Origin of the sequence: Mycobacterium sp. (genome assembly GCF_035314665.1) — a bacterium.
In the GTDB taxonomy this organism is placed as follows: Bacteria; Actinomycetota; Actinomycetes; order Mycobacteriales; family Mycobacteriaceae; genus Mycobacterium.
The window spans coordinates 1-13,625 of the sequence record NZ_DATFZD010000046.1; the positions used below are offsets into that span (position 1 = coordinate 1).

Annotated in this window: 13 protein-coding genes; 4 read left to right on the plus strand and 9 right to left on the minus strand. The window is 64.3% G+C overall.

The features are described from left to right. The 6 genes from VKI00_RS03410 to VKI00_RS03435 form a co-directional block, all read right to left on the minus strand. Window positions 1–850, minus strand: an 850-nt coding sequence (locus tag VKI00_RS03410) for a cytochrome P450 (protein ID WP_324435382.1), incomplete at its 3' end; no start/stop codon positions are given. 55 nt (window positions 851–905) lie between these two features. Further along, on the minus strand, window positions 906–1,811 hold the full coding sequence (locus tag VKI00_RS03415) for a haloalkane dehalogenase (protein WP_324435384.1): 906 nt from the start codon (window positions 1,809–1,811) through the stop codon (window positions 906–908). A gap of 21 nt (window positions 1,812–1,832) precedes the next feature. Then, entirely contained in the window at window positions 1,833–2,342 is a 510-nt protein-coding gene (locus VKI00_RS03420; RefSeq protein ID WP_324435386.1) for an NUDIX domain-containing protein, read from the minus strand. An 8-nt stretch (window positions 2,343–2,350) separates the two neighbouring features. Then, window positions 2,351–3,712 (minus strand): wax ester/triacylglycerol synthase family O-acyltransferase, encoded by a 1,362-nt coding sequence (locus VKI00_RS03425; protein ID WP_324435388.1) that lies wholly within the window; start codon window positions 3,710–3,712, stop codon window positions 2,351–2,353. A gap of 75 nt (window positions 3,713–3,787) precedes the next feature. Beyond that, window positions 3,788–5,176: a DUF7159 family protein gene (locus VKI00_RS03430; protein WP_422656523.1), complete on the minus strand. Its 1,389-nt coding sequence runs from the start codon at window positions 5,174–5,176 to the stop codon at window positions 3,788–3,790. 140 nt (window positions 5,177–5,316) lie between these two features. Beyond that, the gene (locus VKI00_RS03435; RefSeq protein WP_324435390.1) at window positions 5,317–6,630 is read right to left on the minus strand and encodes a PE-PPE domain-containing protein; all 1,314 of its coding nucleotides are present in this window, start codon (window positions 6,628–6,630) and stop codon (window positions 5,317–5,319) included. A gap of 955 nt (window positions 6,631–7,585) precedes the next feature. On the opposite strand from VKI00_RS03435, the gene VKI00_RS03440 reads away from it, so the two are divergent. After that, entirely contained in the window at window positions 7,586–8,095 is a 510-nt protein-coding gene (locus tag VKI00_RS03440; RefSeq protein ID WP_324435392.1) for a phage tail protein, read from the plus strand. Window positions 8,096–8,463: 368 nt separating this feature from the next. Next, a complete protein-coding gene (locus VKI00_RS03445) occupies window positions 8,464–8,655 on the plus strand; it encodes a DUF4238 domain-containing protein (protein WP_324435394.1) in 192 nt (63 codons plus the stop codon). A gap of 315 nt (window positions 8,656–8,970) precedes the next feature. On the opposite strand, the gene VKI00_RS03450 is transcribed toward VKI00_RS03445, so the two are convergent. Continuing rightward, a complete protein-coding gene (locus tag VKI00_RS03450; protein WP_324435396.1) occupies window positions 8,971–9,873 on the minus strand; it encodes a DUF808 domain-containing protein in 903 nt (300 codons plus the stop codon). A 383-nt stretch (window positions 9,874–10,256) separates the two neighbouring features. On the opposite strand from VKI00_RS03450, the gene VKI00_RS03455 reads away from it, so the two are divergent. After that, complete coding sequence (locus VKI00_RS03455) at window positions 10,257–10,421, plus strand: restriction endonuclease (RefSeq protein ID WP_414687106.1); 165 nt, start codon at window positions 10,257–10,259, stop codon at window positions 10,419–10,421. 112 nt (window positions 10,422–10,533) lie between these two features. Here the strand turns inward: VKI00_RS03455 and VKI00_RS03460 are convergent, their stop codons facing one another. Together VKI00_RS03460 and VKI00_RS03465 are read right to left on the minus strand one after the other, a co-directional pair. Beyond that, on the minus strand, window positions 10,534–11,526 hold the full coding sequence (locus VKI00_RS03460; RefSeq protein WP_324435398.1) for a rhomboid-like protein: 993 nt from the start codon (window positions 11,524–11,526) through the stop codon (window positions 10,534–10,536). A 295-nt stretch (window positions 11,527–11,821) separates the two neighbouring features. After that, window positions 11,822–12,001 carry a hypothetical protein gene (locus VKI00_RS03465; RefSeq protein WP_324435400.1) on the minus strand — a complete coding sequence of 60 codons (180 nt, stop codon included), beginning with the start codon at window positions 11,999–12,001 and terminating at the stop codon, window positions 11,822–11,824. Window positions 12,002–12,705: 704 nt separating this feature from the next. Between VKI00_RS03465 and VKI00_RS03470 the strand changes: the two genes are divergently transcribed. After that, entirely contained in the window at window positions 12,706–13,623 is a 918-nt protein-coding gene (locus tag VKI00_RS03470) for an NADP-dependent oxidoreductase (protein ID WP_324435402.1), read from the plus strand. Window positions 13,624–13,625: the final 2 nt, after the last annotated feature.

A 13,625-nucleotide genomic window follows, 5' to 3' on the forward strand; every position in this document is an offset into this window, starting at 1 on the left:
GTTCGGCGTCGGCTCCCAGGGCCGTCCACTGCGACCGGTCGCGCAGCATTGCCAGCATCCCGTTGGAGATCAGGTTCACGGTGGTCTCGTGACCGGCGATCAACAACAGGCTGCAGGTCGAGACGATCTCGTCTTCGGCCAGCTGGTCGCCGGACTCCTCGACGGCGATCAACCGCGACATCAGGTCATCGCCGGGTTGCGTGCGGCGCTGGTCAATCAAGTCGTGCAGATAGTCGCGCAGCCACTGACCGGCGCGAATGCGCTCCTGCATGCCTTCTGCGGGCTCGCCGGTGATTGCGAAGAACGGGTCCAGCGCCTGCGCCAACATCGCCGATGCGCGGCCGAATTCCGGCTCGTCCTTCAGCGGAACTCCCAACAGCCGGCAGATGACCGCCACCGGCAGCGGGTGGGCCAGGTCACTGACGACGTCGAACCGACCCCTTTCGGCGATGCGGTCGAGCAGTCCGTCGACCAGCCCGGCGATCTCTGGTTGCAGCTCGTTGACGACCTTGGGCACGAACGCCTTGCTGACCAGTTTACGGAGCCTGGTGTGATCGGGCGGATCGAGAAACAGGAAGCCGGGGGGGCCCATCGGACGCGCGGTCGCACCGTCAGCGAGCATGCGTTGAGCCACCGTCGACTTGAGCCGGTCGACCGAGGACGACGGATGCCGCAGCACCTCGTCGCAGTCGCGATACGCCGAAAAGACGTGCAGGTTGGCTTCCGGTAGCCGGATTGGCCCGTTGTCCCGGAACTGCATGTACACCGAATACGGGTCGGCGCGGTTGGCCGGGTCCAGCAGCTGCAGCAGAAGTGCCTGCGGCCCGGCAACACTCGACACACTCGTCATGATCACATTGTGCAGGCGTCCGGAGGATGCCCGGTAGATCGCCCGCTGACGTCGGTCAGCTGCGCAGGAATTCGACGATATAGCCGGCCAGCTCTTCGCCGGCGTCCTCTTGGAGGAAGTGCCCGGCGTCGTGCACGACCGGGTGCTCGATCCCCTGTGCGCCGGGCATCTCGCGCTTCAAGATCGGCGCCATCCCGCCGGTGATCGGGTCCCCGTCGCTGAAGGCGACCAGCATCGGCGTCGAACTCGCGCAGAGCGTGGCCCATGCCGAGCGGTTGGCCGGTGCCGCGGGATCATCCGGTGACGTCGGCACCAACCCGGGCATGGCCCGCGGCGCGGCGCAATAGGTGTCGTCGGGGAACGGCGCGTCATAGGCCGCGCGCACCTCGTCGCTCATCGGCCGACGACAGCCGCCCTGCACGAACCGGCCGACGTCGATCGACGGCGCTTTCTGGATCGCCTCGCGGAACTGCCACCAGATCTTCGGCATCGGGATGTCTCCGGTCGGCAGCCCGGTGTTGGCGACGACGAGCTTGCTGAAGCGTTCGGGATGCTCGGCGGCCAAACGCAATCCGATCAATCCACCCCAGTCCTGCCCGACCAGGGTGACGCGGTGCAAATCCAGGATGTTGAAGACCAGTTCCCGTACCCATTCGACATGGCGCGCGTAGCTGTGGTCCTCGATGCGAGTCGGCTTGTCGGAACGACCGAACCCGACCAAGTCCGGGCAGACGACGCGATGCCCGGCGGTGGCCAGCACCGGAATCATCTTGCGGTACAGGAAGGACCACGACGGCTCGCCGTGTAGCATGAGCACCGGGTCGGCGTCAGCCGGGCCGTCTTGCACCCAGGCCATCCGCAGAGTGCCGCCGTCGTCGTCTGAGACTTCGGAATAGTTTGGGGCATAGGGAAACTCGGGTAGATCCGTGAACCGGTCGTCGGGTGTTCGCAGGGTCTGCATGACTGTGAACATACGCCGGGTTCAATCACCTTCACGTAGATGGGCCAGCGTCGGATCTGCCATCAATCGATCCAGAAATGGACACTGCCCCTTGAGGAGCTTGGTCCTGGCCTGCGCCACCGAGAACCAGCCGACCCGGTCGACCTCGGGGAAGGTCTGAACCCGCCCGGAACCTTTGGGCCATTCGAGTTCGAAGGTATTGCTGCGCGCATCAGTGAGGTCGAGATCGCCTCGCACAGCAAACGCCGTGACAACCTTGCCGCTGGGCTGCTTCAGCGGTGGGAACTCGATCCGCGCTCCGACCGGCGGCGGCAGTCCGATCTCCTCTTCGAACTCGCGCTGCGCGGCTGCCCACGGGTCTTCGCCGTCGGTGTACTCCCCCTTGGGAATCGACCAGACGCCGTCGTCCTTGCGAGCCCAAAACGGCCCACCTGGGTGCCCGATCAGGACCTCGACCGCAGCGGGTTGCCGCGAGAGCCCGACGTCGTCGCGAACCCGATAGAGCAGCAGCCCTGCGCTCAGCTTGGGCATCGTGTCGCTCAGACTCCGACCGCGCGTTCCAAATCTTTCAGCGAGCTTTCCAGGTGACCGAGCAGCCGTTGCAGGTGCGGCACACTTCGCCGGCATCCGACCAGGCCGAAATCGATGTTGTCGGCATTGTTGGTCAGGGTGATGTTCAAAGCCTGCCCATCCAGCGCGATCGACAGCGGATAGTTGCCGTCGAGCCGGGCGCCGCCCCAGTACATCGGCTCGGTCGGCCCCGGCACGTTGGAGATGACGATGTTGAACGGCGGTGGTGCCGACGAGACGAAGCCCGGAACCGCAGCGAGTCCCAGCGGCGCGATGAGGAAAGCCGATAACGCAAACGCTTGCAGCCGAGGGAGTTCGGAGAACACCTTTTTGTTGCCCCGCATCGATTCGCTGATCGTCTCGAGCCGCTTCGCCGGATCGTCCACGTCGGTGGCCAGGTTGCACAAGATGCTGCCGACCATGTTGCCGCCGGCGTCGGCCTCATCCGCGGTACGCAGGCTCACCGGGACCATAGCGACCAGTGGCGTGTCGGGCAGCGCCTGGTGCTCCAGCAGGTAGGAGCGCAGCGCGCCGGAACACATCGCGAGCACGACGTCGTTGACGGTCACTCCGGCGGCCCGCTTGATGCTCTTGACCCGTTCCAGCGACCACGACTGGGCGGCCACGCGTCGCGCACCGCCGATGGGAACGTTGAGCATGGTGCGCGGTGCGGCGAACGGCAAGGTCAGTTGCTGTTCCACGAGCGCGGCGCGGGCCACGGAATACGTCGAGGGACCAAAGGCCGCAACGGATCCCGCCAGCTGCCGCAGCGCCTGCCATCGGGACCGCTCGACCGGATGGCGATGATGACGGGGCAGACTCCAAATCGCCCGCAGCTCCGGATCATCCGCGTCGGTCGACAACGTGCGCCGCATCAGTTTCATCGCGGAAACACCGTCGATCAGGGAGTGGTGGAACTTGCTGTACAGGGCGAACCGGCCGTCGTTCAACCCCTCCACGAAGTAGGCCTCCCACAGCGGGCGATGCCGGTCGAGCAGGCTGCTATGCAGCCTCGACGCCAGCTCGAGCAACTCGCGCACCCGTCCCGGCGACGCCAGCGCCGAGCGCCGCAAGTGATAGTCGATGTCGACGTCATCCGGATCGTCGTAAGCCCACGCAACGTTGGCGAGTCCGCCAACAACCCAGGCGGGTCGCTTGCGAAAGGTGGGTTGGAATTCGCGGTTGGCCATCAGCGCGTCGGCGGCTTCCCGGACGAATTCCGGCCCGGCCCCCTCCGGCGGCTTGAACAACTGCAAACCGCCGACGTGCATGGGGTGCTCGCGCGATTCGGTCAGCAGAAACACCGAGTCGGTGGGGCTCATCAGGTCCATGGCCCCATTAAAGCCCTGGCATGAAGCGGATTCGGCCGAATGCGCGCAGCGGTGTGACGGTCTGGGCCCGTGCGGTCACAGGTGGAAGCCCGGGAGACCCGGAAGGTGCGGGAGGCCAGGACCCGGGCCATGGGGGATGCCCGGGAGGCCCGGGCCCGGGCCGTGCGGGATGCCCGGCATGGGACCAGGACCCGGCGGCCCCGGCCGGGCCCACGGTCCGGGTCCCGGACCCCACGGCCCGGGCATCGGGGGCGGCGGACCCGGGGCCAGCGGGCCCGGCCCAGGTATCGGTGCAATCGGCACCGGTATCACCGGCGCAACCACCGCCGGTGGCGGAGCCACCGGAGCGGGCGGTGCGAGCGCCGGCGGTGCCGGGGCAGCGGGGGCGATCGCCGGAGCGGCCGGTGCCGGTAGCGGCGCCGGACTGGCCGGAACCACCACACTTCTCCCGAGGCTGGGCCGCTTATCGACCGATGGACGGATATCGAGCGCCAGCGAGATCGTCAGCGCCGCAACACCGAAGACGAAAACCATCATTACCCCGAGGGCGACCAGGAACGGCCGACGACCCAGCTCAGCCTCGTCGGACAAAAATTCCGCATCCCCGACAGCGGTATAGAAGTCGGGCTCGTCCGGCGCGGCGCTGTAAGCCCGTTGTTGGCCGCCGGTCCCTTCAGCGGCGCCGTAAACCGAAACGACCGGGTCCGCTGCTCCGGTACCGGGATCTTGGGCATACGCCAGAGCGTTGGTCGACCAATCGAACAGCGGCGCGTGCGCGGATGCCAGCGCCGCGCCCCGGGCCAACGCCGATTCGGGCTCGGTGGGCGCGCTGACGCTAAGCGGAGACGCGGCGTCGAGCTCGGCCTTGATCATCCCGACGTCAACGCCGTTCGAGCCCACCACGAACAGGCCTTGTGGACAGGGTTGCAGCCTGACCGCGTCGGCCGCCAGGGCGGTGAGCTGAGCCACGGCATCCGTGTCATCATCCGGCAGGGCCGCTCGGCGCACATCGGTGACCGAACCGTCCGTGGAATCGACAACAGCCAGCGTCGCGCACTCCGGCTCGATGAAAAGCAACCCGGTGTGGGCGTAGCCGATGGTGGTGCCGAAAGACTGGGCCAACGCGGCCGCGGCCAGAAAGGCCGAGACCAGCATGATGTTTTCCACCCTGTGGGCAGCCAACGCATCGCGCAACGCACCGGCCTCGACCGGATCAGTACACGTCACGCCGGTCGCTGCCAACCGATAACCGCCTTGAGCGGCGCCTTCTTGGGTGCCCAGGATCGCTGCCATCACCTGATTGGCCGCGGTCAGGGTTGCTGCGCTGCTGGTATTGGTTGCGATGGCAACCGGAAACCCGTCCTGATCGACGGTGGCGCCGTCGCCGTTTTTCCCTTCGACCAGCACCATCCGGACTGTCGATGGTGCCATCGACAGTCCGAGTACGAGGTCCTCGCCCTCCATATCCTCCCAAGCCCCCACATAGTTGTGCGCTGCCGAATTCTGTCTGACGGCAACACCGCGCACGCCCCCCGGCGCCACTGATGCTTCGAAGATACCCGGTAGAGCAACCGCCGCTAAACTGCCTGGCCGGGCCGGCTTCCTCAACTGGTGAACAGTCCGCCGATCGGCCCGAGGAGCCCGAGGATGGGGTCGAGCAGATCCTGCTGAATGCCGGTGTCGTCCAAGACAATCTGAATGTCTTGACCCAGCGGCGCTTCCAGCTCGGCGAAGGCGGTGAACGGGTTGAAGTCGTTGTTGAGTTCTGTCACGACTTGGTCGTAGGGCACGCCGACGTCTGCTTCAGACCACGTCTCGGCCGAAGTGAAAAAGCTTTCCAGGTCGGTGAATCCGGGCAGCTGGGCACCGAACAGCTCGAAGGCGTTGTCGGCGCCCTGCACAACGCCGTTGGCGAACTCGAGGAGGAAGGTGAGCGGGTCGATGCTGGGAATGAGCTCTGCCGGGGTGGGATCGCCGAACGGAATGGACCTGTCATAGCCGGCTTCGACGATCACCTGCAGTGCCGGCTGGAAGATGTTGAGCACCGACTCGGGTACCCCCAGACTGCGCAGCGGATCAAGCAGCGGCAGCTCGGTGGTGGGGATGAAGTAGAACGTGGTGTCCCCGTCGACCTGCTTGACGATCTCGGTGGACCCGAGCGTGTATTCGTCGGCGAACGGGCCGGATAGTGGCTCTGAGGGTGGCCAGAGCGACGGAATCTCCTCGGGCAGTGGTCCATCGCCGTAGGCGGCGTGCGCGTAAATAAAGCCCAACAGCGCGTTCAGGTCGGCCAGTCCGTTGATCGGATACTGCGGAAAGTCCGCGACGAAGTCGTACTGGTTCGCGATGTCGATGGTCGGGATACCGGCATCGGTCGGATCCGCGCCGTTAAAAGCGCCTCCCGCCCCCGGGATGTTCAAACCGTCGAACCGCTCGTCAAGCCCGCCGTTGGGGCGGTTGAGGTCGCCGAGCAGCAAGAAAGTGACGTCCGGGTGCTGCCCGGAATCCATCAGCTGCATTTTGTCCAATACCGCGATGGCAGCGCTTTGCGAATAACCCTCGACCAGGTACGGGTCACCGGGATCGGCCGCTTGCTGCGCAGCCATCGCGGCCTGCAGGTCCGCCAGACCGGTCGGCATCGAGGTACTGGCGAACGATTCCGGCGTGGGGACCAGCACCGGGGTGTAATCGCCGCCGGTGGCGGGGTCGATGTAGTCGGTGATGATCGTGTTCTGCCAGAACTCGCTGGGAGTCGGCATGCCCGAGCCACCCATCATCAGCGCGTTGAGCGCGTCATCCGGGTTGTCTGCCCGCGAGATCGGAACCGAGAACATCGACATCAGAGCGAGCAGCAGCAGCGAAGCGCCTGCGAACAGCGCAATGACCAGAGAGCGACAATGCTGTCGACTACGCCTCACGGTGACTCCCAGCAAGATGCGTTACCGCTTAACTCTCGCTGAGAATTTCTCAGAAGACAAGGTTTAGAGCCGGGTTCCGCGTTTCGAGGATGGCGCCTCCGAACTGCGGTGGCTGCCAAATTCGTTTCGCACCAATGAATTTGAACCCTGTTCAGCTACCTAGTCAACGAGAGACCAGCCGCTTTTGCTGCGAAAACACATCACGCTACTTAGCTCCAGATAACCAGAGCTGCCGCCAAATTGTGGCCAAACGTGGCCACAAGGTCGATCGAGGGCCTGGCTCCGATCCACCCAGTGCGGCTCGCGCGATGACCCGCTCAACCCGACGCCAGCAAAGTACATAGCCACAAATCCGTTCGCAAAACTGAGTCCGACACTTTTAATGGAAGTGCCTGGCCTTATGAATCGATACGAGACGCAGCGACGGCGCTCTTGGAGGGGAACGCGGCGGGTTGCCGCTTGGTGACTCGTAACGGCCGATACGCTGTTGGGTGTCTCACTGAGAAGAAGTGCGGGTAGGTGGCCAAGCGCAGCGCTGAGGAAGCACCGTCAACGCGGTCAGAACTCCCAAACTGCTGACGGCCGACGTGCAGGCTATGACAGCGCTGGCCTTCTTGCTACGCACACATTGAGCCAAGCAACCGTGTAGAAACGTCGCGCAGGGTTGGCCGTAAACTCCACGGGCCTCGCTGGGAGACTGACCCGAGTGGTCCGCTGAGCGGACCACATCCTTGCCCTGCGAGTGGGGCAGCGCGCAACGATAGCTGGTCATCTTCAATTACGTACCGCCTGCCCCTCGGCAGGTCCACAAAAAGGAGATTTTGTTATGCCAACAGTAAAGTTTCTCCAAAAAGGACCAGACGGAGCGATCGGGTTGCCCTCGCGGTGAACTTGTTCTGCCTACGTTCCGAATTTGGTTTGAAAGTTACTGAACTGTTGAATTAGGAAAGACTACATGGAACCTTTCTTGGGCCAGTTAATGCTTATTCCGTATGACTTCGCGCCCAATGGATGGGCGCTTTGCAACGGCCAACTGTTGTCGATCGCGCAAAACCAGCCGCTGTTTTCGCTCATTGGGACCACCTACGGCGGCGATGGTGTCAGCACCTTCGCGCTGCCTGATCTGCGCGGTCGTGTGCCGGTCTCGTCCGGTCAAGGCCCCGGATTGTCGAGCTATAACGTTGGAGAAACGTTAGGAGCCGAATCGGTCACGCTCAATACGACTCAAATCCCGTCTCACACACATTCGGTAAACTGCCATTCGGCCAAGGGGAATGAGGCTGGGCCAACCGGGGGCTATCCTGCCGAGGCATCAAACAAAATCTACGCGGGTACCGCAAACGCGCAAATGAACGCGGGAATGATCGGGGGCACCGGAGGCGGTGCGGCGCATGAGAACCGTCAGCCCTCGCTCGTGCTGAACTGGATCATTGCGCTTCAGGGCGTCTTCCCGGCTCGTGCTTGAGCCGAACACCTATTCAGCTGCCTGGTCACGGTGCCGAAACAGGCTCTAGCTGCTGGAACACATAACGATAATTCACCCCAGTCATCTGTAACTGCGGCCAAATTGTGGCCACCGCGCGGCCACGGCGGTTGCCTGGAGTCTTGCCGCGGTGAAGTCGCTGACCGTGCGTTTCGGGGTCAGTGCATAACGTTGGCGTCGACCTGGGTGCGGCTAGGCGGGACGTGGCCGGGGCCGAACGGCGCTTGTTCGAGCCAGAGATGGCCGTGCGGCGCCGTCACCTACGGGCCTTCGCTCGGCGACGGGTGCAGTCTGCTCGACGGGCCGGCGCGCGCACCTGAGACCGCAGGTCGACGCATTAGCCCGAGCTGATGGCTCAAATCTCCCGCCGTCATCACACCGTGCCGCAGTTCTACCTGGACGGTTTCGCCAACGATGACTCGCAGGTTCAGGTGGTATCAAACCGTGAACGATGTCCCGAGACATCGCACTGGCGGTGGCGGAGGGATTGGAACCCTATTCAGCTACCTGATCAACACGCCTATGGCCGCCTTAGCTGCTGAAACACATCACAGTAGTTCACGTGAGTTAACTGTGACTGTGGCCAAATTGTGGCCACAGTGTGGCCACGGCGTCCGATAGCACCTACAGCGACCGCTCGTAAGGACGGGGTCATGTGCAATAAAGGCCGAATCGCAGCCAGCAAACCGGCCTCGACAGCTGCGCAGACGCCCAGGCAGCTTCCGTTGCACCGGGTGCGGTCATTGCGCTTCCTCCAGCCACTTTTCGATGTCGGCACGGCGGTACATCACTCGTCGGCCAAGCTTGAACGACGCGGGTCCGCGCTGTCCGGTGACGAGTCCGGCGGGTGCTGACGTCTACGGGGAGGAGCGACCTCGCCGACCGAACGACAGCAGGTGCATGAGTGCGACGACTACGGCTCCGACGACCAATCCAATCACCGCGGACGCTCCGGTGTTGACCAACCAGGCCAGCACGCCGCCGGCGGACTCGACACCGTGGTGAACCTGATCCTCGACGTGGTGTACCAAGCCGTAGGGAGTGTGCCAGCCGAGGTGGTCGCTGCCCGCTAGCAGGATGTGGCCGCCCACCCAGAGCATCGCCACCGTCCCGACCGCTGAGAGCGCTGAGAGCAGTTTGGGCATCCCGGCGACCAGGCCCCGGCCGACCTTCTGCCCGATTCGGGATGCGGTCTGAGTGAGGCGCAGCCCGACGTCGTCCATCTTGACGACGACGGCGACGACGCCGTACACCACAGCGGTGAGGGCCAGGGCAACGACGATGAGGATGATGAGCCGCGGCACGAACGCCTGGTCGGCCACCTCGTTGAGGGCGATCACCATGATCTCGGCGGACAGGATCAAGTCGGTCCGGATCGCCCCGGTCACCACGTCATGCTCGGCGACCGGCGCGGCGTCGGCGTCATGACCGCGGATAGTGCCCCACACCTTGTCGGCGCCTTCGTAGCACAGGTATATGGCGCCGAGCATCAGGATCGGGGTCACCAGCCACGGCGCGAACTGACTGAGGAGCATTGCGACGGGCAGGATCAACAGCAGCTTGTTGCGCAGGGATCCGATCGCGATGCGTTTGATGATGGGCAACTCGCGCTCGGCAGCGATCCCGTGGACGTATTGCGGTGTCACCGCGGTGTCATCAATGACCACTCCGGCGGCCTTGGCGGTCGTGCGGCCGGTGGCGGCGGCCAGTCGTGCGAGAACCGCGACGTCGTCGAGGAGTCCGAAAAGACCCGCACTCATCGCGTCTCCGCCATTGCATCGGAGGGTACCTTCTGCTGCCCTGAACTATCCTCGTCGGATCGAGGATGCACCGCTCGCACAAGCCTTACGCCAGTTGCGCTATCCCGGTTCGTTCGCCCGCGTTTCAGCGGCCCTTGTGTTGTGGAGCTGCCGGGAATCGAACCCGCCTCTCTAGCTGGGCCTTTGCCTTCTGAGCTGCTGGTTCGCTCCGTCTCGGTCCGGTTCAGTCCCGCTCGTTACCTGCGGTTTCGTTCTTGGGTCTTGACGGCGTCAAGAGTAGTCAACCCTTTCCCTTGGGATCTCATCGAAACTAAGAGCACAGCGAAGGTCGCGGTTCAATGCAAGCGGCAGGCCCAGCCGGTGGGGTCGCTGCAATTCAACAGGTGGTTGCTGGCGCTGCGATGTACCACGGCACGGCCACGATGGTGGTGACAAATCGACTTTTCACGCCTGCCGCTCAGAAGCTTGCCGGTATCCACGGCGTCGAACTGGTCGACCGAGTCAGGCTGGAGCGACTCGCGATCAGCTCTCCGGTGAGCACTACGTAGACTTCTCGCCGATTGCCGTATCTGGCATCGCGTTTCGGCCAGTGATCAACGGCGCGACTAGGTGATCGAACGGCGTTGCCACAGCCCCGTGCCGAACGTCGGTCCGAACGACTTATGCCGCAAGTTCTGGCTGGCAGTTATGATTCGCGGTTCGTTCGACGGCCCAGTTCGCGATGGCGAGGGCTGCCGGGATTAGGGTCTCTTCGTCTTCGGCGATTTGGGTCGCGTTGATGCTGACTAGGTGGCGTGGCCGCCGCAAGCGCCGTCGTCGTGCGACCCATTGTGCGATCAGCGCGACCAGCGCGCCGGCCGGTCCGGCAACGACCATCGTTACCAGCAACGACCCGGTGATCATCAGATAACCGAACGCGACTCCGATCGCGAGCAATGCCACTCGTGTGACTGTCCAGCCTGTGGTCGAGCCGAGCCGCCGGGAGAGCCCCATGCCCAACATCAGCGCAAGCAAGTGCCCGACGGCGGTGAAGTCCGCCCAGGATGCGGCCACCAAGGCTGTGCCCAACCACCAGCCGATCCAGGCCGGACGCCACCGAGTCTTTATTACGGTGGTCAGCGCGCCCAATACCGCCAGTGCGCCGTAGCTAATACCGACGTCGCTGGCGTGGGCAACCGAAATCGGCAGCCACCCCGCCCCGATCGCAACGGCCAGCCCCACCGCAACGAGCAGCGTGGCGCCGACGTGGCCCACCGCGAACGCTAGGATCAGCCCTCTGCCGCGCCAGACCAGCTCCCCCAGCGCCAGCAAGCACACCAGTCCCGGCAGCAAGAAGTAGATATCGTCGCCCTCGGTGACAAACGCGCTGGCCACCAACGTGGCGAGATGACCGTTCGCCAGGTTGTACAGGTTGGTGCTCATGTGACTGACGACGGCGCTCTGCATGTTCGGACCGAGCGCCAGCAGCGTGCCACCAATGACGGCCAGCACTACTGCATAGGCCGCTGTGACTCGCACCGACACCAGACGGGAAAGCACCAGCGACAGCATCGTCGTGTGGCGCGGGTCACAACCTATCGCGGCTTCCCGGCGGCGCAGAGCGATGACCGCGGACTGGCCGTGCAACCGATCAACGGCGTCGGACAAGGTCATTTCGTACCCCCGCTGGCTCGCCCGCGGCCCCTGGTGGAGCGGCGTCTGGAGTAACCCAACGCCCGGTGCGAGGATCTGATTTCGCTGCTAGAGGTGTTCGTGGTAGGGATCACAGCGACGGGAACCCGATTCCGCTGACCTGACGGGCAGTGGTGCGCCCCGACCACCGGCCGCGATGGGCAAGGGTCCACCGCCATTGAATTCACGCCCGCAGTCGCGTCGTTATCCGGCGAATGAGGGTGCCGGAATAATCTGGGATCCTGGGGAATACGTCCGGCCGGCGGAGCGGTGCTCATCATCTCGTCGGGTCGGCCTCCCAGAGCCGCGATGAGGAGTCGACGTCGGCCGCGAGCAACGTCACCGTCCCCGTCGGCAGAAGCCCGCCGATGTCCCGCCCGTTTTGGTTAACCGACGACCTGCGGCCCGTGGAGGCCTCATGCTTGCCGATACGCAGTGACCAACGGCGGCTAGACATCAGAGTTCTTTCTCTCGGTTGGTCCCCTACCCGCACCTGACGGTCGACCCGGTCAGAACCCCGACCGTGGCGCGTGCCCGTGTAAAGCCCACATCTGGCGGCGGGGGAGGCGACGTGGGACCGGTGCTAGCCGCATCGGCCAACACCGGGAGCAGTCTTCTGCACATCGAACATGTCGCACCTCCGTCGTGAGGGGCACGTCGGACTGCGGGTCTTCGGGCGTCGGTGCCCCGCAAGGCGTGCTGAGCCCAGTGTCGAGCGATCGCAGCGGGTTGGAACGCGTAGTCCACCACTCGAATCTGCCGGCATGCGCTACTCGCCTCGCGTCCGGCCATCACGCCGTCACACGGGCCGATGAACCCAAAGCCGCCGAGCGGGCCATGCCACCTTCGCAGCGGCAATTCCGAAATTCCACGGCGACCTGCGTAAACGCTGGTGGAGCTGCCGGGAATCGAACCTGACGGTCTACCAGGGCTTTTGCCATCTGAGCTGCCGGTTCATTCCGACTCGTTCCGCTTCGTTCCCGTTGGTTGCCTGCGGTTTCGTTCTCGAGCCTTGACGGCGTCAAGAGTGGTCACCTGCCGGCGCGAGCCCCGGATCGTCTGCCCGACGATCTGTTCGTGATGGCACCGGCGTCGCAGGAATAACGTGACATATCACGTGTTGCTATAACGAAACGAAGCTGACAAAACCGGAGTGAACAAATGACACAAATTGCGCAATTCGCCGAATACGGTGGCCCCGACGTCCTACGGATGATCGACGTGCCGGCACCGACAGCCGGACAAGGGCAGGTTCGAGTTGCCGTACGGGCCGCGGGAGTCAATCCCATCGACGCGAAAACGGTCATGGGTCTCATGCGTAACGAGATACCGCTTACCCTTCCCGCGGGAGTGGGCGCCGACGTGTCCGGCGTGGTCGACCAGGTGGGTCCCGGGGTCAGCGAATTCGCTGTGGGCGATGAGGTTTTGGGCAGCTCGGTCACACCATCATTCGCAGAATACGCACTCGCCGAGCCAACGAGTCTTGTCCGCAGACCCCACGATATCGCTCGGGAGGTCGCAGGATCGCTCGCGGGAGCCGGCGGAACCGCGTACGCCGTGCTGAAACAACTCCGTGTCAAAGCCGGCGAGACGCTTCTCATCCACGGCGCAGCCGGCGGGGTAGGCACCTTCGCCGTCCAACTCGCTGCAGCACGTGGTGTGACGGTCATCGGAACCGCCAGCGAGCGCAATCACGACTACCTGCGGTCGATCGGCGCGATACCCGTTACCTACGGTGACGGACTGCTGGAACGGGTCCGCTCCGTCGCTCCGCAGGGCGTCGATGCGGTCCTCGACGCCTCCGGCCGCGGCGAGATTCCCGTGTCGATCCAGCTGACCGGAACACCCGAACGCGTGCTCACGCTGGTCGCCTTCGACGCCGCGGACACCGGCATCCAGATTCACATTGGGGGTGGAGGCAGCGATCTCGGCGATGCTCTTCGTGAAATCGTCGGACTCATCGAGCAACGACGGCTCACGGTGTCGATCTCGCGAACCTTTCCCCTCACCGAGATTGCCGCGGCACTCAAGACAAGCAGCGCAGGGCACGTCACCGGCAAGATTGTCATACTGCCCTAATC